Source organism: Neorhizobium tomejilense, from assembly GCF_964254135.1.
GTDB classification, from domain to species: domain Bacteria; phylum Pseudomonadota; class Alphaproteobacteria; order Rhizobiales; family Rhizobiaceae; genus Neorhizobium; species Neorhizobium tomejilense.
This window is the reverse complement of the sequence record NZ_CAXUSO020000001.1, coordinates 2,229,922-2,251,417: the sequence shown is the minus strand read 5'-3', so window position 1 is coordinate 2,251,417 and position 21,496 is coordinate 2,229,922. Positions and strand designations below refer to the sequence as shown.

Genomic DNA, 21,496 nt, shown 5'->3' with positions numbered 1-21,496 from the left:
CAGCCACATTCGAGCAGCGGTCCGTCATTCAGCAGCTTTACGCTGTCTTCCCATCAATTGCCTTGCGGAGGAAGCCTCCGGCATCGTCGAGCGCCACACGCGCCGTATCGACATCCATTCCCGTCAGCGCGATCAGGATCGCCAGTTTGACGTCGTTGCCGGTGAGGTCAAGCACGCGGCGCGCCTCTTCCGTCGTGCAGCCCGTTGCCTGCATGACGATGCGGGCGGCGCGGGCGACGAGCTTCTGGTTGCTGGCATGCAGGTCGACCATCAGGTTCTGATAGCTCTTGCCGATGCGGATCATGCTCGCCGTGGTCAGCATGTTGAGCACGAGCTTCTGGGCGGTGCCGGACTTCAGCCGCGTCGAGCCGGTGAGGATTTCCGGGCCGACCACCGGCGAGATGGCAATATCGGCAATGTCGGCGATGACGGCGTCCGGATTGCAGGACAGGGCAACGGTCTTCGCCCCCAGCGCCTTGGCATAGTTCAGGGCGCCGATGACGTAGGGAGTGCGGCCGCTGACGGCGATGCCGACAACGACGTCGTCTGCGGTCAGGCCGATGTCGACGAGATCCTGCTGGCCCTGTTCCGGGCTGTCCTCGGCACCTTCGACGGCGTGCTGCAGTGCGTGGCTGCCGCCGGCGATCAGGCCGACGACCATGCCTTCCGGGACGCTGAAAGTCGGGGGGCATTCGGAAGCATCGAGTACGCCGAGGCGGCCGCTGGTGCCGGCGCCGATATAGACCAGCCGGGCGCCCTTCTGGAAAGCGCGAACGATTTCTTCCACGGCCTCGGCGATCTGCGGGATCACCTTCTCGACGGCTGCGGGAACGCCCTGGTCTTCTTCGTTGATCTCGCGCAGCACATCGACTGTCGGCAGCAGATCGATATCCATGGAGCGGGGATTCCGGTCTTCCGAAACCAGTCTTTCCAGTTCGGATATCAGCCGTTCGTCGCTCATGACCCTGCCTTCGAGATCGGAGTGCGGTGCAGCGCTTCGCAGGATCGGCGTCATACGATGTTGCTCCTCACCCTTTGTTACCCTTTGTCAAAGGATTAGGATCATCCATTCCATGAGTCAATTGAAAATTGGAATATATTATTCCATATGGCCTAGCCTTTTCAGGAGGCGGGATCGCGGTTCAGGAGGCTTTCACAGCTTGGCGGGCGAGGATGATCGCGCCTGAGACGGCATCGCCGTCGGCGGGCTTCAGGCGGCGGCGAACGTCGGGCGCCAGCCAGGCCTCGAGCGGGCTCGACAGGCCGCCAAGCAGGGTAACGCGCGGCGCGCCTTGATCGAATAGCGTGCGGACCAGCGTGTCGATCTGTTCGGCAGCACTTTGGACGATGCGACGGCCGGCGGAATCACCCTGGTCCGCATGCCGCATCACCATCGGCGCAAGCGAGGCATAGTCCGTGGCAGACGAACGGTCCATCCAGGCTATGGCTTCGAAAGGATCGTTCTGGAAGCGCTGCATGACCTCGATTAGCAGCGCGGTTTTCTCGATCCGCCCGTCATGCGCGCGAAGCGCCAGTTGCACGGCTTTGAGGCCGAGATCTGCGCCGCTGCCTTCGTCGGAAATGGGAAACCCGTAACCGCCGACGCGCAGGCCGCGGCCTTCTGCAAAACCGAGACCGATCGAGCCGGTGCCGGCGATGACGATCGCGCCGTCCCGGCCGGAATGGGCGCCGAGGCAGGCCCCCATTCCGTCGCTGACGAAATCGATGCTGGCGAACGAGTGCGGGATCGCCTTCAAGGCCTCGACCGAACCCTTGCGGCCGGTGCCGGCAAGCCCGATGCCCACATGGGTGCGGCCTATCTCGTCGGACCCGAACCCGGCCTCGTCGAAGGCGGCATTGAACGCGCGCGAGATCGAGGCCCAGGCCTGTTCGATGCCGAGCCGTGTCGTGGCAGGGCCGGAAAGACCCTGTCCCAGAACGGAGCCGGATTCGTCCTCGATACGGGCGCGGCAGCCGGTGCCGCCGCCATCGACACCCAGGAAAAAGCGTTCGGTTCCGGCCGTCATGCGCTGATCCGCTCGATATCGGCTCCGCATTGGCCAAGCTTGCGGTCGAGTTGTTCGTAACCGCGGTCGAGGTGGTACACGCGGTTGATAGTCGTTTCGCCCGACGAGACCAGCCCGGCGAGTACCAGCGAGACGGAGGCGCGCAGATCCGTCGCCATCACCTGCGCCCCCTTCAACGGTGCGCCACCGCGCACCAATGCGGTGGTGCCTTGTAGTGCAATATTGGCGCCGAGGCGCATCAGCTCCGGCACGTGCATGAAGCGACTTTCGAAGACGGTTTCGCGGATCAGCGAAGCGCCTTCGGCACAGGCGGCGAGCGCCATGAACTGCGCCTGGAGATCGGTCGGGAAACCCGGATAGGGTTCGGTGGTGATATCGGTTGCCTTCAGCGGACCTTCGCGCGAAACGACTAGGCCGCGATCGCTCGGCCAGATGCTGACGCCCATCGCCTCCAGCACCTGTACGATGGAGGCCATGTTTTCCAGCCGTGCGTTGGTGAGTTCCAGCATGCCGCCGGTGATGGCGGCCGCTACGGCGTAGGTTCCTGCTTCGATGCGGTCGGGAATGCCGTGATGTTTCGCCGGCTGCCAGGTGGTTGAGCCCTGGACCAGGATGCGGTGGGTGCCGGCGCCTTCGATGCGTGCGCCCATGGCGATCAGGCAGGCGGCGAGATCGGCGACTTCGGGTTCGCGGGCGGCGTTGAGGATTTCGGTTTCGCCCTTGGCGGCGGTTGCGGCCATCATTGCGGTCTCGGTGGCGCCGACGGAAGGCGAGGGAAGCACGATGCGGCCGCCCTTCAATCCGCCCGGTGCCGAGGCGACGATAAGGCCGTTCTCGATATTGATGTCCGCCCCCAACGCGGCGAGCGCCTTGATATGCATGTCGACCGGACGCGCACCAATGGCGCAGCCGCCTGGCAGAGATACGCGTGCCTGGCCGAAGCGGGCGAGCAGTGGCGCGAGGACGAGCACGGTGGCGCGCATCTTGCGAACGGTGTCGTAGGAGGTCTCTTTCGAGACGATTGCCTTGGCATCGACGATGGTGGAATGGCCGGTGCGGGTGACGGCGGCGCCATGCAGTTCGACCACCCCCAGCATGTTTTCCACATCGCTGACCTGTGGCAGGTTGGTGAGTTCGACCGGATAGGGGCTGAGCAGCGTCGCCGCGATCTGCGGGAGCGCCGCGTTTTTTGCCCCGGCAATGGTGACGGCTCCCTGGAGCCGATGACCGCCGACGATCCGTAATCTGTCCATGACGAAACCTGTCGAAGAGGTGCGGTGAATCTCAAATCAATCTGCGCTTCCTCGAAACTAAACCACGGCGCGTCTCTGTCAATCATTCGGAATTTTTTATTCCTTTGTGCGACATTATCTGCGATAATCCATCCTCGGCTCGGGTATGGAAACGCTGTTGCGGAGGACCGTTGCGGTGATATCCTCCACCCGACCCCAGGCCGTATCGCGGAGCTTCCGAAGGAACGCATGTCAGTCTTAAAGAAGATCAACGCGCAGCTCGAGGATATGGCACCGGCAGACCGGGAGATCGGCCAGTTCATCCTCGACAATCCGGACCAGATGCTGCGGCTTTCCTCGGCAGCGCTTGCGGCCGAGACGGGGCGCAGCCAGTCGAGCGTCGTGAAATTCAGCCAGAAGCTGGGTTTTGCCGGATACCAGGAGCTGAAACTCGCCGTCAGCGAGGCGAAGGCGCAGGAATGGCACGCGCCTCCCGGCATGATCCATGGCTCGATCGAGGTCGGCGACAGTTATCTGACGATCCTGCAGAAGCTGATCGGCAGCAAGATGCTGTCCATGCAGCAGACGCTTGCGGTCAACAACGAGCAGGAAATCGAGCGGGCCCTGACGGCTCTCAACGATGCGCGACGCATCCATATGGCCGGCGTCGGGGCATCGTCGCTGGTCGCCCGCGATTTTTCCTACAAGCTGATGAAGCTCGGGCGCAACGTGCTGCATGACAGCGACAGCCATGTGCAGATGGCGAATGTCTCGACGCTCAACAGCCAGGACGTGCTGCTGGCACTTTCCTATTCCGGCACCAGTTTCGAGACATTGAGGATCGCCGAACTGGCGCGCCAGCGCGGCGCGACGGTGATCGCCATTACCGGTCTCAACGGCAATCCGCTGATGCAGGCGGCGGATATCCGACTTTATACGGTCGCGGACGAGGAGCGGGTGCGCTCATCCTCCATCACCGCGCGCGATGCGCAGCTGATGCTGACGGACTTGCTGTTCATCCTGCTGGTCCAACGCCAGCCGGATGCCAACGAATACGTCCACAACAGCGAACTTGCGGTCTCTGTCCTGAAGGCCAAGTGATCCCCGCGTTCACGCGGCCATGCGATGCTTCAGGCGCATGACCTTGAAGAAGCCATTCGGGAACACGCGACGGATTTCCGCCACCTCGAAATCGCCTCGGCGCTTCGCCCATTCGACAATCCGGGCGATTCGGAAGGACGAGCTCCAGCCAACCCGGTGTACCAGTGGCGCTACGGCTTCCTCGATCGCCCCTTGCAGACCGCGCCCGTCGCCGAGCTTGCTCGCAACGATGATCTCGCCGCCCGGGCGTAACACGCGGGCGCACTCGTCAAGAGCACGTTCGGGATCCGGGATCAGCGTGATGACGAAGGGCAGGCAGACGGCGTCGAACGAACGATCGGCAAATTCGAGATTGTGCGCATCCATGACATGCAGCGACTGAACGTGGGCGAGGCCGGCGCGCGCCACCTTCTCGCGCGCCTTGGCGATCATGTGTTCAGAAAGATCGATGCCGGTGACACGGCAATGGCTCGGATAATAGGGCAATACAAGCCCGGTGCCGACGCCGACTTCGAGAATGTCTCGTCCGGCTTCGGCAGCGAGCTTTGCAACGGTGCGATGCCCGTCGCGCAGCAGGCCTCGATAGACCCGGTCATAGACCGGCGCCCACCGTTCATACACCTTCTGCTGATGTTCGGCGCTGTTGCGGATAACTGCCAAGATCGTCCCCTCCGGTTTGCCGCGAATTGGGCTGAAACTCAGAACGAAAACGATAGTTCCGCTTCACGACGGTTTTGCGACGGAGGCTCAGACCTCAGAGGGCACGCATCGCGTCGATGAATTCTCTCGCCTTTTGCCCGATCGAGGCGAGGTCGGCACCTGGCTTGTAAAGGGAGGAACCGATGCCGAACCCGGCTGTGCCCGCCTGCGCGTAGACAGCCATATTCTCGGGCGTGACACCGCCGACAGCGAGTACCGGAATGTCCTTCGGCAGTACCGCCTTCCATGCCTTGATGACATAGGGCGGAATCGCTTCCGCCGGAAAGGCCTTGATGCCGCTGGCGCCGGCCTCGATCGCCGCGAAGGCTTCCGTCGGGGTTGCGACGCCCGGCAGGCTCACCATGCCGGCCGCGCGGCTGGCCTTGATGACTTCGACATTCGCGTTCGGCGAGATGATCACCTTGGCGCCGGTCGCGGCGACGTCGGCGACCTGGGCAGGTGTCAGTACGGTGCCGGCTCCGATCAGCGCCTGGTCTCCGAAACGTTTGACCAGCTTTTCGATGCTCTTCAGCGGGTCGGGGGAATTCAGCGGGACTTCGATGATCCGCCAGCCGGCCTCGACCAGCACCTCGCCGACGCTTTCAGCCTCCTCCGGCTTGATGCCGCGCAGGATGGCGACGAGATTGCATGCTTTGAGCGCCTCTTGGAAGGTCATCTCGAAACTCCTTTATTGCGCGGCTTCGGCCGCGATCAGCATGATGCCGCGTTTCGCGGCGTTTTCCGGAGCGGGTTCGACCGTCAGGCCGAACAGGGGCGCGATCCGGCCGTAGCGGCTGTTGAGCACGTTGTTGCCGACGATGCCGATCGTATCGCCGTTCTTGAACCAACCGGCAGCGCGGGCCTGGCGGAATTCCGAGCCGATGACGAGGCCGGAGACGTAATCGAGGATATCCTCGGGCTTCAATTTGCCGTCGAGAATGCCGGTGCGGGCGCTGAAGATCGCCGACAGGAAGGCATCGGCGGCGGCCGAATCGCTCGCTGCGAATTCCGCCCCGCGATCGAAACTCTGCCAGTCCGGCTCGGCGCCTGGCTGCGGCTCCAGAGCCTTGGCGATGAACGAATGTTTGGTCAGAAGCGAAAATACCTCGCCGGTCGCATACGTCTGGAAACCATCGATCCGGTTGTCCCTGACCCGTGCCCATTTGCTATGGGTGCCGGGCAGGACCAGGGTGCGGTCGCGCCCGAGGCCGTAGCCGATGATCTGGGTTTCCTCGCCGCGCATCACATCCGGAAAGGGTTTTGCAGCCGGATCGCGCATGCCGGGCAGGAAGGTGATGACGGCGCCGTTCTGAAGAGCGAGTTTGCGTGTGCCGGCCGCAAGCTCGGCGATCCCGCCGGGCGTATCCACATAGGGTACTTCGACCCAGCCGTTGCGGCTGGTGATCATGCCGCTTGCCAGGACGGGCAGGGGGCCATGTGCCGAAAACCATTCGCCCACCGTTTCCATCAACGCCTGCTCGAAGGCGCCGTTCTTGACGAACTGGATGCCGCCGCTCGACGTATCGCGGGTATCGAGCGTTTCGCCGGTTTCCGAAACCAGCATGGCGCGCAGCGAACTCGTTCCCCAATCGAGGATGATCGAGGTGGGTTTGGGCATGGTCACATTTCTCCCGAAGCGGCTTTCGCCCCTTCGATAGCCCGTGACGTATCACCCTGTCGAGAGGCGACCCGGCGGAAACCGGCACCGATGTCGGGCGTGACGAGATTTGTCTGCGCCCCGAAGATCTCGAGCGCCGTCTTGTAACGCTCGGCGAGCGCGGCGTGACCAACGATGTTGATTTTCCTCGGTTTGTCCTGCCCGAGCGCTTCCGAAATTTCTGCGCCGATCATCAGGCCGGCGAGGTAGTCCGCGATCTCTTCCGGCGCCAGACGGTCGAACAGGACCAGACTGCGCGCTGAAAAGACGCGGGCGAGGATGCGGCCGGGTAGGGTCTCCTGTTCAAGCGCGGTCTGGACGCCGCGGCGAAATGCCTCCGGACGCTCCTCGTAGGTTGCCGGGATAAGGCGCGAGACAAGCGAATCCTTCTTGAGCAGATTGAGGATTTCGCCCGACATGTAAGTGGTGATCGCGGTGATACGACCGCCTTTCATCGTCACCCATTTGGCATGAGGACCGGGCAGTACGAAGATGCCGTCGGTTTCCGTGAGGCCGAAGAGCGACATTTCCTCGCCGCGCATCACGTCGGGCAAGGGTTTGGTCTGGGCGATGCCGGGCAGGAAGATCAGCGGCGGCAGGCCTTCGACCTCGTGCGCAACCGCCTGGGCCAGCAAATCCGCAGGCCCTGCCGGCACCGGGGCGAAGGGGCTTTCGATCCAGCCGTTGCGGCTGGTGACCATGCCGGAAAACAGGATTTTTTCCGCGTTGCCGATCCACTCGCCGAGTTCTTCGCGGAGTGCTGTCTCGAAACCGCCGGCGGTGACCTTGGTCGTGCCGCGATCGCTCTTCTTTTCGCCATGCACCGTGTCGTCGTCGAGAAGCAGCGCACGGAAGGCTGCGGAGGTCCATTCGATGGCAATATACATGAAACAATCCTCAAGGAATCAGTAGGCAGGTTTGACCGGGAACCAGTCCTTGCGCTCGGTATCGAGATAGGCGCCGGCGATGCCGGGCACGCGGTATTTTTCGAGCATTTCGATATCCATCTCGACGCCGAGGCCCGGCCCTTCCGGCACCTCGAAGCGGCCATCCTTTAGAACCGGCGGATTGGGCGAGATATCGCCGCCGAGATAGGCGCGCTCGGTATCGATGGCGATCGACATGTTCGGCAGCGATGCCGCGAGATGGATATAGGCCGATTGCGACAGCGCCAGTTCTGCGCCGGAATGCAGCGTCACCGGGATGCCGACCGCCTCGCAGATCGCCGCCGCCTTGATCGTCTGCCACAGGCCGCCGGCCTCGTGCGGGTCGAGAAGCACGACATCGGCGGCATTGGCGCGGATGATGTTTCCGACATCGGACAGGGTATAGGCGCTTTCGTCGAGCGCGATCGGCACCGTTGAGCGGGCAACGAGCGCCGCATGGCCGGCGAGATCGTCGAGCTCCAGCGGCTGTTCCACATAGGCCGGATCGAAGGCTCTCAGTTTTTCGAGCTGGCGTTTTGCGGTCGCCGGGTTCCAGGCGCCGTTGACGTCAAGCCGCAGCGGGTGGTCGCCGATCACCTTCCGGGAGGTCTCGGCGAGCGTGATATCGCTCCTTTCGTCGAAGCCGATCTTCACCTTGAAGGTCGTATAACCGAGGTCGAGGAAGCGCTTCAGGCGTTCCGAAAGGCCTTTGGGGTCGTTGGTGAAGAGATAGGCGGCGGCTTCGACATCCTTGCGCCAGCGGCCACCCCACATGGCATAAAGCGGCAGGTTCGCCTGTTTGCCGAGCGCATCCCACATCGCCATTTCCATGGCGCAGATCGCCATCACTGCGGCGCGCTTGTGGTGATAGAAGCCGGCGCCGAGCACATGGCGGTGGAAACGTTCCGCATCCGCGACCGCGTAGCCGATCGCCAGTGGTGCGACGACATCGGCGAAGACTGCGGGCACGTTGGCGATCAGCGAGATTGTCTCGCCCCAGCCGATGATCCCGGCATCCGTCTCAATGCGGCAGATCAGCCGGGTCGTGCCGATTCGCCGCCCGGAACCCCAGAGAATGTCCTCGGTGAACGGCATACGGACCAGCCAATGGTCCACTTTGGTAATGCGCAAGATATCCTCCCATGGGCAACTTCCTTGCCGCTTCAGTTTCGCCGTTGACATGGAACTTAGTTCCAAGATAACTTTCTTGGCAAGAGCGAGGCGGCGTGCTGTGGGAGCGGCATCAAAAATCGTCGTCAGGGAGAGGGCATGGCCAAGGTACAATTGGAAGCGATCGACAAGGATGTCGCCAATGATACCGGCGGCGTGCCGGGTGTTCAGGCGCTGACGCGCGGCATCCAGATCGTCGATGCGGTGGCGGCGGAAGCCCGCGGCCTGCGCTTCACCGAACTGCTCGACCAGACTCAATTGCCGAAGGGCACGCTGCACCGGCTGCTGCAGGCGCTGGTCGACGAACGTCTGCTCCACTTCGATACCCGCGACCAGGTCTACCGGCTGGCGCCGCGGCTGTTCCAATGGGCGCACAAGGTCTGGGACAATTTCGATCTGCGCGGCGCGGCCGAACCGGAACTGGCGCGGCTTCGCGACCTGACGGGCGAGGCGATCCGCCTCGGCGTGCTCGACGGCGGCAGCATCCTTTACATCGACCAGCGGGAAGTGCCGCAACCGCTGCGCCTCAACAACGGCGTCGGCTCGCGCGCAGCACCGCATGCGAGCGGCCTCGGCAAGGCGATCCTGGCGCATCTGTCGCTCGAAAAACGCCGTGCGCTGCTCGACGGCATCGAACTGGAACGGCTGACCCCGAACACGATCGTCAATGCCGAGGAGCTGAGCCGCCAGCTCGATCTTACCAAGGCACGTGGTTACGCCGTCTCGGTCGACGAGCAGCATATCGGCATTTCCTCGGTCGCAGCACCCGTCCTCAACCATCGCGGCGAACCGATCGGCGCGATCGGTATTATCGGCCCGTCCTTCCGCCTGCCGGTCGATCGGCTGCACGCTTTCGGCCGCGACGTCATCGAGGCGGCGCGCCGCACATCCGGCAATTTTGGAGAGTTTCCCATGTCGCTTGCTGTCAAGCCGCGTCCTCTCGGCCCCGATCGCGCCGACGTGCGCTGCGTCATTCCGGCAAGCACGTTTCTCGGCGAGGGTCCGCACTGGTCGCCCGAGCACAAGAAGCTCTATTTCGTCGATATCCTGGCGCCGGCCGTCCATACCGGCGACCCGGTGAAGGGCACCTACACGTCCATGCAGGTGCCGGAACTGATCGGCTTCGTCATCCCTCGCTCGCGCGGCGGTTTCGTCGCGGCCATGCATGGCGAGATCCGCGGCATCGATCTTTCGACCGGCGATATCACGACGATCTCGCGGCCGGAGGCCGACCGGCCCGGCAATCGCTTCAACGACGGCAAATGCGACCGTCGCGGCAGGCTTTGGGCCGGTACGCTGGCGATTGACACGACGCCGGACCAGGGGCGGCTCTGGAGGATCGAGCCGGACGGTCGCTCGCGGGAGATGGATCGCGGTTTCCACGTCTCGAATGGGCTTGGCTGGAGCCCGGACGACCGTATCTTCTACTTTACCGATACCAACCGGCAGACGGTCTATGCCTATGATTTCGATATCGAAAGCGGCGAAGTCGCCAATCGCCGGACTTTTATCACCGTGCCGGAGGCCGAAGGCAAGCCGGACGGCATGACGGTCGATGCGGAAGGTTTCGTCTGGATCGCCCATTGGGACGGCTGGTGCGTTACCCGCTACGATCCTCAGGGCAAGGTGGAGCGGGTGATCAACCTGCCGATCCCGCGCCCGACGAGCTGCGTCTTCGGCGGTGCCGACATGCAGACCCTGTTTGTGACATCCGCCCGCATCCGGCTTTCGGCAGCGCAGCTTTCCGAAGCGCCGCTCTCCGGCAGCGTGTTTTCCATCGATACCGGCATCAAGGGCCAGGCAGCCCAGATGTTCGGGGGCTGAGACATCAAGAGACACCCATGGCCAAGCTTGAACTCAAAGACATCCGCAAATCCTTCGGCTCGGCCGAAGTCCTGAAGGGCATCGACCTGACGGTCGAAGACGGCGAATTCGTCGCCTTCGTCGGTCCGTCCGGCTGCGGAAAATCGACGCTGCTGCGGCTCATCTGCGGGCTTGACGAAATCACCTCGGGCAAAATGGCGATCGACGGCGAGTTGGTGAACGACGTGCCGCCGGCCAAGCGCGGTATCGCCATGGTCTTCCAGTCCTATGCGCTCTATCCGCATATGACGGTTGCCGAGAACATGGGATATGCGCTCAGGCTTGCCGGCACGCCGAAGCCGGAGATCGACACCCGCGTCGTTCAGGCGGCCAAAAAACTCAGAATCGACAGCTATCTCGAGCGCAAGCCCCGCCAGCTCTCCGGCGGCCAGCGCCAGCGCGTAGCGATCGGCCGCGCCATTGTTCGCGAACCGCGTATCTTCCTGTTCGACGAGCCGCTTTCCAACCTCGACGCCTCGCTGCGCGTGGAAATGCGTATCGAGATCGCCCGCATGAAGGATACGCTCGGGACCACGATGGTCTATGTCACCCACGACCAGATCGAGGCGATGACGCTGGCCGACAAGATCGTGGTGCTGAATTCCGGCCGTGTCGAGCAGATCGGCTCGCCGCTCGATCTCTACAACAAGCCGGTGAACCGCTTCGTTGCGGGCTTCATCGGATCGCCGCGCATGAATTTCCTGAGCCTCGGCGCCAGGAAAGGCGAAGGCGTCTTTACTGTTCCGGGCGGAGAAGTGCGTCTGCCGCGCGACCTGTCCTCCACGCCGGCAGAGATCGGCATCCGGCCGGAGCATGTGGAGCTGGTGAGCCGTGGCGCCCCGGATTCGCTTGCCGGCACGGTGACCATGACCGAACATCTCGGCAGCGACACCTATGCCTATGTGGCGCTCGAAGGCTCCGAGGAGATGGTCGTGGTGCGGCTTTCCGGCGACCGGGCCGTCAAGCGCGGGGAGCCGATCGGCGTGCATGTCGATCCGGCCATGATCCACGTTTTTTCCGCTGATGGCCTGTCACTGGCGTCGGCGCGTCCAGTCGCTCTGGAGGCCGCATGACCATCCATCCGGAACTCGTCGCAAAGGCCGAGGTCGAGGCCGCGAAGTATCCGAGCCTCAAGGGCAGGGGCGTGCTGATCACCGGCGGCGGTTCGGGCATCGGAGCCTCGCTGGTCGAGCATTTTTGCGCCCAGGGCTGCAGGGTCGGGTTCCTCGACCTTAATGCCAATGTTGCCGACGAGACGGCCGAGGTAGTCGCGAGAAAGACCGGCAACAAACCGTTCTATGGTACCGCGGACCTGCGCGACATCGACGCCCTGAAGGACGGGATCGAGGCGCTGCGATCCGAAATCGGACCGATCCGGGTGCTCGTCAACAATGCGGGCAATGACGATCGCATGCCGCTCGAAGACGTGACGCCGGACTATTGGGACGAGCGTTTCCAGACCAACCTGCGCCATCAGTTCTTCGCGGTTCAGTCCGTCGTGCCGGAAATGGCGGAGGCCGGTGGCGGGTCGATCATCAACATGGGCTCGATCTCGTGGATGCGCGGTGCTGCCGGCCTGATCTTCTACACGACCGCGAAATCCGCGGTCATGGGCATGACCAAGTCGCTCGCCCGCGAACTGGGGACACGCAATATCCGCGTCAATTCGATCGCGCCCGGCTGGGTGCTGACCGAGCGCCAGGTGGAGCGCGCCAAGCGTGTCTACCAGGGCAAGTTTTCCGAATACCTCGAGGTCCAGTGCCTCAAGGAGCATCTGCTGCCGCCCGATATCGCCCGCATGGCGCTGTTCCTGGCGGCAGACGATTCCCGCCTCATCACGTCACAGACATTCATCGTCGATGGAGGCGTCGTCTAACGAGGGTAAGGCGGATACGGCGCTCGCCGCTTGACCTTTTTCAGGTTGAAACAGAGTTCCATCATCATCGTTTCGGGAGGATCTGATGAATACATTTACCAGACTGATCGGCACTGCCGCCGTCGCGCTTGCGCTCGGCTCGGGTGCCGCCAAGGCAGCCGATCTCAGCTTCATGAGCTTCACTTATGCGGAAGAGGCCAACAAGGCGATCGTCCAGGGTGTCCTGGACAATTTCCAGAAGACCGAGAAGCTGACGGTCGAGCCGCTCGGCTTCGCTTGGGGCGACATGCAGAAGAATATCTTTCTGCGCGCCCGGTCGAAAACCCTGCCCGATGTCGCCCAGCTTTCCGAACGCTGGCTGCCGACTTTCGCGAGCCTCGACAATCTCGTCGACCTGAACACGGTCTACGGCAAGGACAAGCTCCAGGCGGCTTTCGCGCCGGATGCGCTCGCCATGGGCAATATCAACGGCAAGCAGCTTGCACTGCCGCTTCTGTCCGGTTCGATCGGCATGGTGGCCAACAAGGAAGTGCTCGCCAAGGCCGGCATCAATGACGCTCCGAAGACCGTCGAAGACTTCAAGAAAGCCCTGGTCGCGGTGCGCGACAAGGTACCCAACTCGGTGCCGTACTCCATGGCGACCAAAAACAACGGCTCGATCCTGATCGACTTCATGGTCTGGAACTGGGTGCATGGCGGCCGGATCATCGACGACGCCGGCAAGGTCGTCGTCGACAGCCGGCAGAGCCGCGATGCGCTCGGCTTCATGGTCGGCCTGCTGAAGGACCGCTTGGCGGCTCCGGAAATCGACCGCCCGGATTCGCGCCGCCTGCTGGCGCAGGGTGCTTCGGCCTTCTATCTCGACGCCCCGCAGACCCGGACTTTCCTGCGTGATTTCTCCGGCAAAGGCCAGGCCTTCGATGCCAATGTGCTGCCGATGCCGACCCCTGTGCTGAAGGCTGGTGACAAGTCTGTTTCCGTCCAGTGGGGACATCTGCTCGTGCAGTTCGCCGCCGGCGGCAAGGCCAAGGCTGACGATCCGGCCGACAAGTTCCTGACCTACATCATTTCGGACAAGGTACAGACGGACCTTCCGTTGAAGATGAGCGCGCTGCCGGTCACCAAGTCCGCCCGCGCGGCGGTGGCCGACGACGCCTATCTCAAGAACTGGTCGGCCGCGACGGGTGACGCCCGCCGCAACGAAGTCGGCATCTGGTCCAATGCCGCCGACCTCACCAACATCATCGGCGAGGAAGTGCAGGGCGCGCTGCTCGGCCAGAAATCGGCCGACGATGCCATCAAGTCCATGCAGGCTCGGCTGACGACCAGCATGGAGAAGGCGAAGAAGTCGGAATAGGTCGGTCGAGGCTCCCCCTCATCCGCCTGCCGGCACCTTCTCCCCGAGGGGAGAAGGGATATGCCGCGCCGTCGCCGTCCCTCCTCTCCCCAGCGGGGAGAGGGTGGCCGAACGCAGCGGAGGCCGGGTGAGGGGGCGTGCTCCGTGGCTGCTGGCATAATGATATCTACAGGAAATGAACCCATGGCCGTGATCGAAAACAATGTCGGTGCCTATCCGGTCTCGCCGCATGCGAACCGCGGGGGCCTGAAAGCGGGGCAAAACCGCATCGGGCTGCTTCTGCTGCTGCCGGCGGCGATCGCCTTTGCTGCGGTCATCCTCTATCCGTTTCTGTCGGCGCTTGGCCTGTCGCTGTTCGAATACACCGTAGAGATGATGGAGCCGCGCTTCATCGGCTTCGAGAATTTTTATAAGATCGCGTCGGACCCGGATGTCTGGACGGCGTTCTGGACGACGGCCATCTATGTGGTGTTGACCACAACGGGCACGCTGGTCGCCGGTCTCGGCTGGGCGCTGATCATGAACCAGCCGTTTGCCGGCCGCGCGGTGCTGCGGTCGCTGTCGCTATTGCCCTGGGTCCTGCCATCGACGGTCAGCGCCTTCATCTGGGGCTGGATCTTCAATTCCCGCTACGGCGTGCTGAACGCCTTGCTGATGGAACTGGGGCTGATCGACTACCCACAGGCCTGGCTGTCGACGCCTGAAGGCGCCATGCTGGCGGTGGTGCTGACCAAGATCTGGCTCTCCATCCCGCTTTTCATGTCCTTCTTCCTCGCCGGCCTGCAGAACCTCGACAAGGAGCAGATCGATGCGGCGCGCGTCGATGGCGCTGGCAACTGGGCGGTGCTGCGCGACCATATCCTACCGCATCTGCGACCGGTCCTGATGATCGTCGTGGTTCTCGGCGTGATCGGCAATCTGCAGCAGTTCGATACGATCTACGCGCTGACCGGTGGCGGCCCGGTGCGGGCGACGACGGTTCTGTCCGTGGAGGTCTATCGCCGTGCTTTCGAGCAGTGGGATATCGGCTTTGCGTCTGCCGTCGGCGTGCTCTGGGTTGCGGCGCTCCTGCCGCCTGCCTTCCTCTATCTGCGCATGCTGGTGAAAGGAAACTGAGATGTTCGACCTTTCCTCCCGTCAGGCAAAAATCGTCTTCTTTGCCGCCCTTGCGGTGATCGGCTTCTTTCTGTTCTTCCCGCTCTACTGGCTGGTGATCTCGTCCCTGAAGGCGAATGCCGAACTCTATCGGGTCGTGCCGACGCCGTTTCCGACCATGCCGAGCCTCGAGCATTTCATCCGGGCGCTGACCACCGGCAAACTGCCGATGTACCTGATGAACAGCCTGATCACCTCGACCTGCAGCGCCGCGCTGGTGACGCTGCTGGCGCTCTATGCCGGCTTCAGCTTCGCCAAATATCGTTATTTCGGTCGTCAGCCGGTGATGTTGTTCATGCTCTCGGCACAGATGTTCCCGTTCGGCCTGCTGCTGATCTCCATCTATCCGCTGATGAGCGAGTTGAACCTGCTCGACACAAGGCCGGGACTGATCCTCAGCTACATCGTCTTCGCGCTGCCGGTCTCGACCTACATGCTCTACAGCTACTTTACCCAGGTGCCGGACGAGCTGATCGATGCGGCGCGGGCGGACGGTGCGAGCGATCTCCGGATCTTCCACACGATCGTCATCCCGATCTCGATCCCGCCGATCGTCACGGTGTTCCTTTATTCCTTCATGTGGTCCTGGAACGACCTTCTCTATTCGATGACGCTGATCGTCTCGGACGAGAAGCGCACGATCGGGCCGGGCCTGCTTCTCACCTATCTCAACGAGGTCAATTCGGACTGGGGCGGCGCCATGGCGGCATCGCTGATCGCGTCTGCACCCATCGTCGTGGCCTTCATGTTCCTCCAACGTTATTTCATTCAGGGCGTCACCGCCGGAGCAGTCAAATGAGCAAGATCCTTGCGGGGGCTTTCCCCGTTCTTCCCACACCGTTCCGCGACGACGGATCGATCGACGAGGCGGACTTCCTGTCGATCATCGATTTCGCGCTGGAGAGCAACGTGGACGGCGTCGTGTATCCTGGTGTCGCCAGCGAAGTGGACACGCTGACGCCGGAAGAACGCAGGCGGCAGGTGGAACTCTTGGCGGAGCGGATCGGCGGGCGCATCCCGATCATCATCGGCGCCAGCGATCCGGATCCGAAGGCTGCGGCGAAACATGTGGCGCAGGCGGCGGAAATCGGGGCAGGGGCGGCCATGGTGATGGCGCCGTTGTCTCTCGGCAACGACATCGCCGCCCAGACCGCCTATTTCAGGGAAGTGGCGGCTGATGCGGGCGTGCCGATCATGCTGCAGAACCAGCCGAAGCCGATCGGTGCGGGGCTGACGCCGGAAGAAGTGGCGGCTGTCGCAAATGCCGTGCCGGAAATCCGCTACGTCAAGGAGGAGACCGCGCCCTGCGGCCAGCATCTGACCCGGATCAAGGCGGCTGCCAACGGTTCGCTCGACGCGATCTTCGGCGGTGCCGGCGGGCGTTACATCACCGACGAGCTGGCGCGCGGTGCCGCCGGCACAATGCCGGCCGCCGAGCTTGCCGACATCCATGCGCAGATGATCCATGCCTGGCAGAAGGGCGATGTCGCGACCACCCGCAAACTTTACAACGTTTCGCTGCCGCTCCTGAATTTCCAGGCGATCTTCCGCATGCACATGACCAAGGAAGTGCTGCGCCGGCGCGGTGTCATCAAGCACACGTTCGTCCGCGGCAAGGGGCCGAAATTCGACGAGGGCGATGCCAAGGAATTGGCGTTGCTTCTGGCGGAGGCCGATCTGCCCTATACCAATCACAAGCCGAACTGAGCTGGAACCCATGCCGAAAAACGTCGTCGATGCGATCGTCTCGGTCGAGACCTTCATCATCTCCATTCCCCGCGAGGTGCCCTATCTCGGGCCACTCAAGGAAGGCGAGGCGATCAATGCGCGCGGTTACCTGATCCGCAAGGGCAACCGCACCATCTATCCCTCGACCGACATGACGCTGTTGATCAAGGTCACCGGCGAGAGCGGCAAGGTCGGTTGGGGCGAGTGTTATGGGATCGTCGCGCCGGAGGCGACCAAGGCGATCATCGACGACGTGCTCGGCCCGGTCATCATCGGCCGCGATCCGGGTGATGCGGCGGTCATCCACGAGGACCTCTACGACCTGATGCGGGTGCGCGGTTTCTTCGGCGGCTATTATCTCGACGCGCTGGCAGGCGTCGACATCGCGCTCTGGGATTTGACCGGCAAGAACCTCGGGGTGCCGGTCTCGACGCTGCTTGGCGGGCGGCGGCACGATACGATCCGCGCCTATGTCTCCGGCCTGCCGAAAGCGACGCTGAAGGAGCGTTGCGATCTGGCCGAACATTGGGTCGGCAAAGGCTACAAGGGCATCAAGTTCGCGGCGGTGGTCTCCGAGGAGGATATCGTCAAGGAAATGGCGGCTCTGCGCGAAGCGGTCGGGCCGGATATCGACCTGATGGCCGACCTGCACTGGAAGTTCGAAGCGGGCGAGGCGATCCGCATCATCCGGCGGCTGGAACCCTACAATCTCTATTTTGCCGAGGCGCCGGTGCAGCCGGAGAACCTCGAGGGCCAGGCGCGGGTTGCGGCCGGCATCGGCGTGCCGCTGGCACTCGGCGAGGAATTGCGTACCACCTACGAATACAGGCCGCGGTTCGAAAAGCGGGCGATGAGCATCGTGCAGCCGGAAATGGGGCATACGGGCATCACCGAGTTCATCCGCATCGGCCAGATGGCGCAGGCATTCCACATGAACATCATGCCGCACGCGTCGATCAGCGTCGGCATCTTCATGGCGGCGAGCCTGCAGGCGTCATCCGCACTGCAGAACGTGCCCTATCACGAATACCAGCACTCTATCTTCGACCGGAACCTCACCTATACGAAGGGCGACATGGCGTCGGGCGAGGGCACCTATGTGGTGCCGACCGGCGCCGGCCTCGGCGTCGAGCCGAAGGAGGACGTGTTCGAGTTTGTCGTCAGACGGTGACAGGATCGACGTCGATTGTTGAAGGGGCTGTCGCCGCATGGCGACTGGGCGCAGCGCCTGAGATCATCACCGTGCGGCATCCCGGAACGCTTCGAAGATCACCCGGTGGCCGGAGTCGTTGGGGTGGGTGATGTCGGGCGAGGCGAGAAGTCCGTCGCCGTGCTCCATCATCCTTTCGTAGACCGGGGCATAGAAAACCGAGAATTGCCGGGCAAGCTCGCGGACCGCTTCCACATAACGCTCAAAGCCCTGGCGGGTCTGGCCGGTGAACCCTGCGCTTCCAACCGAGAACCCGGCATCCGGAATATAGGGGGCTGCCGATCGCGATCCCTTGCCCGTGCCCGGCGGCGATCAGCCCTTTCAGGATACGGCTATAATCCCGCACGAAGCCTGCGGCATTCATGGTTTCGGGAGCCGCAGTGTAGCGAGCGTCATTGTAGCCGTAGAGGATCAGGATCGCGTCCTCGTGCGGTCGATCAAGAAGTGCTTGAACAAACCTCCCGATACCATTGTTCAAACTCGGCTTTCCATCGACAAGCTTTGAGCCCTGCAGCACCGTTCCCGGGATGGCGTGATTGCGGATCGGGAAGCCTTCGACCGCACTGGCAAACAGTGCCGGCCAGGCAAGTTCGGCCCGGGAGGTATTGAAGCCGGCGGTGATGCTGTCGCCGAATACTCGGGTGCCGGAAATTTCCAGCGATTTCAGATGCTCCGCAAACCTCATCAACTTTTCCTTCATTTTCCCGCTTGACAGCCGCCGCCATAATCTTGTTTATACGTATTAGCTGCTAATACGCATTAGCAGTCAAGAGGAAGAGGGAGGATCTTGCGTGGTTGCGCCTAAGCGTTTGACTCAGCACGACATTGCGAAATTGGCCGGCGTCAGCCAGGCGACCGTTTCGCTTGTGCTGAACGGCGCGCCAACATCTCTGGCGCGTATTCCGCAGGAGACCCGCGAGCGCGTCCAGCAGGTCATTCGCACCACCGGCTACGTCGCCGATCCGATTGCGCGCCGGATGGCGAAGGGGCTGAACCGCATTCTCGGCGTGTTCACCTATGAGCCGGCCTTTCCAAGCGCCCAGGCGGACTTCTTCACGCCCTTCCTGCTCGGCATCGAGGAAGAGGCGCAGATCCAGAATTACGACCTTCTGCTCCTGACAGGTGCCGGTGTCGGGCAGGATCGGAAAATCTTTGCTGATGGCAATCGCTTAAGGATCGCCGATGGCTGCCTCGTGCTCGGCCGCGAATTCGACCGCGCGGAGCTGACGCGACTGGTATCCGGCGACTATCCGTTCGTGGCGATCGGCCGGCGCGAGGACGCCGGCGGGCCGGTTCCCTATGTCGGCGGCGATTATGCGAACGGCACGCGGGCGCTCGTCGAGAAGGCAAGGGCGCTCGGGCATTCGAAGCTCGCCTATATCGGCCCACCGGGACCGGCGGAATCGACTGCCGATCGGTGGTCGGGCTTTGACGGTGCTCTCGGCGACGGTCTCGAGCTTGTCCTGCATATCGAAACGGCGGGACGTGCGGCAGACGAGATACTGGACGCTCTTTTCGGCAGCGGTGCGACTGTCGCCTTCTTTGTCGAGCTCGCCGATGCGGTGCGTGTCGAGGCGGCTGCGCGCGCGCGTGGCCTGTCCATCCCCGGTGATTTTTCGGCCGTCGTGCTCGGTAGCCATATCCGCGCGGAACGCAGCCATGTGCAATTCACCGCCTTCGACATCCCCCGCGAGGAGATGGGTCGGCAGGCGACTGCGATGCTGGTGCGCCGCATCGAAAGTGGAGATGCCGGCGGCCAAATTCTTCTGACCTGTGAACCGGTCGAGGGGGAAACCCTTGGACCCGCAAAAAGACGGACATGATCAACGTGACAGAGATGCATACGGATATTCTGGTGGTAGGCGGCGGTCTTGGCGGTGTTGCGGCAGCACTTGGTGCATGCCGGGCTGGCCGCAGCGTGATCATGACCGAGGAGTTCGACTGGATCGGCGGCCAGCTGACCAGCCAGGCTGTGCCCTCCGACGAGCATACCTGGGTCGAGCAGTTCGGCATTACCCGCTCCTACCGGAAGCTGCGCAGCGGCATCCGCCAGTATTACCGCGACCACTATCCGCTGACCGAGGGCGCACGCGCCTGGGGTGACCTCAATCCCGGTGCCGGCTGGGTCAGCCGCATCTGCGCCGAGCCGCGCGTCAGTCTCGCCGTCATGGAAGCGATGCTTGCGCCTTATCGCGGCGCCGGCAAGCTGAAGGTGCTGCAGCCCTATCGCCCGGTCGCTGCCGATGTCGACGGGGATACGGTGCGTTCCGTTACCGTTCGGCATCGCGACACGGGACGGGAGATCAGCATCTCCGCCGCCTATATCCTCGATGCAACGGAACTCGGCGATCTGCTGCCGATGACCGGCACGGAATATGTGAAGGGCTTCGAGGCCCAGTCCGACACCGGCGAGCCGAGTGCGCCATCTGAAGCGCAGCCGGACAATGTCCAGGCCGTGTCGATCTGCTTTGCCATCGATCACGTCGACGGCGACCAGACGATCGACAAGCCGGAGAACTACGATTCCTGGCGCGCGTACCAGCCGCATTTCTGGGGCGGCCCTTTGCTCGGCTTCACCGCCCCGCATCCGCGCACGCTCGATTTCACCACCCGCTCGTTCACGCCCAATCCGAATGACGATCCGCTTGCCGTCGATGCCGACCAGCGCAAGGGTGGCGGCGACGAGAACCTGTGGATCTTCCGGCGCATCGCGGCGCGCAACAACTTCGTGCCCGGCGCCTACGCCTCCGACATCTGCCTCGTGAACTGGCCGATGATCGACTACATGGAAGGCACGATCATCGACCTTTCCGAAGAGGACAAGGCAAAGCAGCTGAAATCGGCTGCCGACCTCTCCTATTCGCTGTTCTACTGGCTGCAGACCGAAGCCCCGCGCGTCGACGGCGGCCAGGGTTTTCCCGGGCTTCGCCTGCGCGGCGACATTACCGGCACCGAGCACGGGCTTGCCATGGCTCCCTATATCCGCGAGAGCCGCCGCATCAAGCCGGTTACCCGCATCGTCGAGCAGGACCTGTCCTACTCGGTGCGCGGCGAAAAGGGCGCGGTCAATTACCGCGACAGCATCGGTATCGGCATGTACCGGATCGACCTGCATCCCTCGACCGGCGGCGACAACTATATCGACGTGCCGTCCTGCCCGTTCGAGATTCCGCTCGGCGCGTTGCTGCCGCAGCGGGTGAAAAACCTCATTCCGGCCGGCAAGAACATCGGCACGACCCACATCACCAATGGCTGCTATCGGCTTCACCCGGTCGAATGGAACATCGGCGAAGTCGCCGGCATGCTCGCCGCCCATTGCCTCGACAAAAATCTTACGCCGCATCAGGTCCAGGAAAACGACGAGAAGCTCCAGAATTTCCAGAGAGAGCTCAGCCGTGAAGGCATCGAAATGCGCTGGCCGGACGTCGCCGCCTACTAGGACGGCCAGGGGCCTGTCTATCAAACAAACCAATCTTTGGAGGAGGAACGGGAATA

General features: G+C 62.9%; 21 protein-coding genes. 11 read left to right on the top strand and 10 right to left on the bottom strand.

The annotated features are described in order from the left end of the window. Positions 1 to 37: 37 nt before the first annotated feature. From murQ to murA, 3 genes are all read right to left on the bottom strand, one after another. Positions 38 to 961, bottom strand: a complete 924-nt coding sequence (murQ, locus tag ACSQ3G_RS11460) for an N-acetylmuramic acid 6-phosphate etherase (protein ID WP_436111706.1) — start codon at positions 959 to 961, stop codon at positions 38 to 40. A 181-nt stretch (positions 962 to 1,142) separates the two neighbouring features. Then, complete coding sequence (locus tag ACSQ3G_RS11455; RefSeq protein WP_436110123.1) at positions 1,143 to 2,027, bottom strand: glucosamine kinase nucleotide-binding domain-containing protein; 885 nt, start codon at positions 2,025 to 2,027, stop codon at positions 1,143 to 1,145. After that, complete coding sequence (gene murA / locus ACSQ3G_RS11450) at positions 2,024 to 3,280, bottom strand: UDP-N-acetylglucosamine 1-carboxyvinyltransferase (protein ID WP_436110122.1); 1,257 nt, start codon at positions 3,278 to 3,280, stop codon at positions 2,024 to 2,026. Before murA ends, ACSQ3G_RS11455 begins: the two co-directional genes overlap by 4 nt. A 228-nt stretch (positions 3,281 to 3,508) precedes the next feature. Here murA and ACSQ3G_RS11445 point away from each other — a divergent pair, with 228 nt between their 5' ends. Next, the gene (locus tag ACSQ3G_RS11445) at positions 3,509 to 4,360 is read left to right on the top strand and encodes a MurR/RpiR family transcriptional regulator (RefSeq protein ID WP_038543847.1); all 852 of its coding nucleotides are present in this window, start codon (positions 3,509 to 3,511) and stop codon (positions 4,358 to 4,360) included. Between the two features lie 9 nt (positions 4,361 to 4,369). On the opposite strand, the gene ACSQ3G_RS11440 is transcribed toward ACSQ3G_RS11445, so the two are convergent. The 5 genes from ACSQ3G_RS11440 to ACSQ3G_RS11420 all read right to left on the bottom strand — a co-directional run bounded on the left by ACSQ3G_RS11440 (position 4,370) and on the right by ACSQ3G_RS11420 (position 8,773). Beyond that, positions 4,370 to 5,020, bottom strand: a complete 651-nt coding sequence (locus tag ACSQ3G_RS11440) for a class I SAM-dependent methyltransferase (protein ID WP_436110121.1) — start codon at positions 5,018 to 5,020, stop codon at positions 4,370 to 4,372. Positions 5,021 to 5,114: 94 nt separating this feature from the next. Next, the gene (locus tag ACSQ3G_RS11435; protein WP_436110120.1) at positions 5,115 to 5,735 is read right to left on the bottom strand and encodes a 2-dehydro-3-deoxy-6-phosphogalactonate aldolase; all 621 of its coding nucleotides are present in this window, start codon (positions 5,733 to 5,735) and stop codon (positions 5,115 to 5,117) included. A gap of 12 nt (positions 5,736 to 5,747) precedes the next feature. Continuing rightward, positions 5,748 to 6,677, bottom strand: a complete 930-nt coding sequence (locus ACSQ3G_RS11430; RefSeq protein WP_436110119.1) for a 2-dehydro-3-deoxygalactonokinase — start codon at positions 6,675 to 6,677, stop codon at positions 5,748 to 5,750. A gap of 2 nt (positions 6,678 to 6,679) precedes the next feature. Beyond that, positions 6,680 to 7,603: a 2-dehydro-3-deoxygalactonokinase gene (locus tag ACSQ3G_RS11425; RefSeq protein ID WP_436110118.1), complete on the bottom strand. Its 924-nt coding sequence runs from the start codon at positions 7,601 to 7,603 to the stop codon at positions 6,680 to 6,682. 18 nt (positions 7,604 to 7,621) lie between these two features. Further along, positions 7,622 to 8,773, bottom strand: a complete 1,152-nt coding sequence (locus ACSQ3G_RS11420; protein ID WP_436110117.1) for a mandelate racemase/muconate lactonizing enzyme family protein — start codon at positions 8,771 to 8,773, stop codon at positions 7,622 to 7,624. Between the two features lie 138 nt (positions 8,774 to 8,911). On the opposite strand from ACSQ3G_RS11420, the gene ACSQ3G_RS11415 reads away from it, so the two are divergent. The 8 genes from ACSQ3G_RS11415 (at position 8,912) to ACSQ3G_RS11380 (ending at position 17,962) form a co-directional block, all read left to right on the top strand. Beyond that, positions 8,912 to 10,636, top strand: coding sequence for an SMP-30/gluconolactonase/LRE family protein (locus ACSQ3G_RS11415; protein ID WP_436110116.1), 1,725 nt, complete (start codon positions 8,912 to 8,914; stop codon positions 10,634 to 10,636). Positions 10,637 to 10,653: 17 nt separating this feature from the next. Then, positions 10,654 to 11,748 carry an ABC transporter ATP-binding protein gene (locus ACSQ3G_RS11410; protein ID WP_436110115.1) on the top strand — a complete coding sequence of 365 codons (1,095 nt, stop codon included), beginning with the start codon at positions 10,654 to 10,656 and terminating at the stop codon, positions 11,746 to 11,748. Then, positions 11,745 to 12,551 (top strand): SDR family NAD(P)-dependent oxidoreductase, encoded by an 807-nt coding sequence (locus ACSQ3G_RS11405; protein ID WP_436110114.1) that lies wholly within the window; start codon positions 11,745 to 11,747, stop codon positions 12,549 to 12,551. Before ACSQ3G_RS11410 ends, ACSQ3G_RS11405 begins: the two co-directional genes overlap by 4 nt. Before the next feature lie 85 nt (positions 12,552 to 12,636). Then, complete coding sequence (locus ACSQ3G_RS11400) at positions 12,637 to 13,908, top strand: ABC transporter substrate-binding protein (RefSeq protein ID WP_436110113.1); 1,272 nt, start codon at positions 12,637 to 12,639, stop codon at positions 13,906 to 13,908. A 183-nt stretch (positions 13,909 to 14,091) separates the two neighbouring features. Next, positions 14,092 to 15,024 carry a carbohydrate ABC transporter permease gene (locus ACSQ3G_RS11395; RefSeq protein WP_436110112.1) on the top strand — a complete coding sequence of 311 codons (933 nt, stop codon included), beginning with the start codon at positions 14,092 to 14,094 and terminating at the stop codon, positions 15,022 to 15,024. 1 nt (position 15,025) lies between these two features. Further along, positions 15,026 to 15,862: a carbohydrate ABC transporter permease gene (locus tag ACSQ3G_RS11390; protein ID WP_151043043.1), complete on the top strand. Its 837-nt coding sequence runs from the start codon at positions 15,026 to 15,028 to the stop codon at positions 15,860 to 15,862. After that, a complete protein-coding gene (locus tag ACSQ3G_RS11385) occupies positions 15,859 to 16,770 on the top strand; it encodes a dihydrodipicolinate synthase family protein (RefSeq protein WP_436110111.1) in 912 nt (303 codons plus the stop codon). The genes ACSQ3G_RS11390 and ACSQ3G_RS11385 overlap by 4 nt, the downstream gene beginning before the upstream one ends. A gap of 10 nt (positions 16,771 to 16,780) precedes the next feature. Beyond that, complete coding sequence (locus tag ACSQ3G_RS11380) at positions 16,781 to 17,962, top strand: mandelate racemase/muconate lactonizing enzyme family protein (protein ID WP_436110110.1); 1,182 nt, start codon at positions 16,781 to 16,783, stop codon at positions 17,960 to 17,962. Positions 17,963 to 18,028: 66 nt separating this feature from the next. Here ACSQ3G_RS11380 and ACSQ3G_RS11375 read toward each other — a convergent pair whose 3' ends face one another. Beyond that, positions 18,029 to 18,196: an SGNH/GDSL hydrolase family protein gene (locus ACSQ3G_RS11375; protein WP_436110109.1), complete on the bottom strand. Its 168-nt coding sequence runs from the start codon at positions 18,194 to 18,196 to the stop codon at positions 18,029 to 18,031. 7 nt (positions 18,197 to 18,203) lie between these two features. Beyond that, entirely contained in the window at positions 18,204 to 18,686 is a 483-nt protein-coding gene (locus ACSQ3G_RS11370; protein ID WP_436110108.1) for an SGNH/GDSL hydrolase family protein, read from the bottom strand. A 106-nt stretch (positions 18,687 to 18,792) separates the two neighbouring features. On the opposite strand from ACSQ3G_RS11370, the gene ACSQ3G_RS11365 reads away from it, so the two are divergent. Together ACSQ3G_RS11365 and ACSQ3G_RS11360 are read left to right on the top strand one after the other, a co-directional pair. Beyond that, positions 18,793 to 19,824, top strand: a complete 1,032-nt coding sequence (locus ACSQ3G_RS11365) for a LacI family DNA-binding transcriptional regulator (protein ID WP_436110107.1) — start codon at positions 18,793 to 18,795, stop codon at positions 19,822 to 19,824. A gap of 14 nt (positions 19,825 to 19,838) precedes the next feature. Beyond that, on the top strand, positions 19,839 to 21,440 hold the full coding sequence (locus ACSQ3G_RS11360; protein ID WP_436111705.1) for an FAD-dependent oxidoreductase: 1,602 nt from the start codon (positions 19,839 to 19,841) through the stop codon (positions 21,438 to 21,440). Positions 21,441 to 21,496 lie beyond the last annotated feature (56 nt).